The sequence below is a fragment of the Paenibacillus sp. EKM301P genome (genome assembly GCF_011800295.1).
Taxonomy (GTDB): Bacteria; Bacillota; Bacilli; order Paenibacillales; family Paenibacillaceae; genus Paenibacillus; species Paenibacillus polymyxa.
On sequence record NZ_JAALFM010000162.1, the window covers coordinates 1 to 230 of the forward strand.

The 230-nt window shown below is 53.0% G+C and carries 1 protein-coding gene; it reads right to left on the bottom strand.

Annotated features, from left to right (window positions below):
• Window positions 1-230 (bottom strand): AMP-binding protein (locus HFD99_RS25360; protein ID WP_167441115.1); only part of this gene is annotated, 230 nt, incomplete at both ends.

Sequence of the window (230 nt, forward strand, 5' to 3'; positions counted from 1 at the left end):
TCTTGCAGCACTCGGTAGTCCGTCACGCTGCAGCTGTCTGAGCTCGTAATCAGCAGCTCCAGACTGCTCATGTCCAGCCCGTGTTCATGCACATGCTGCATAAACGGTACGATCAGGGCTGGAGTCGATTCGAACACGGTAATCTGATAATCACGAATCCAGCCGTACAGACGGCTTGGATCAATCCGATCCTCTTTCGGACAGATGACCATCGTGCCGCCGTTATAAAG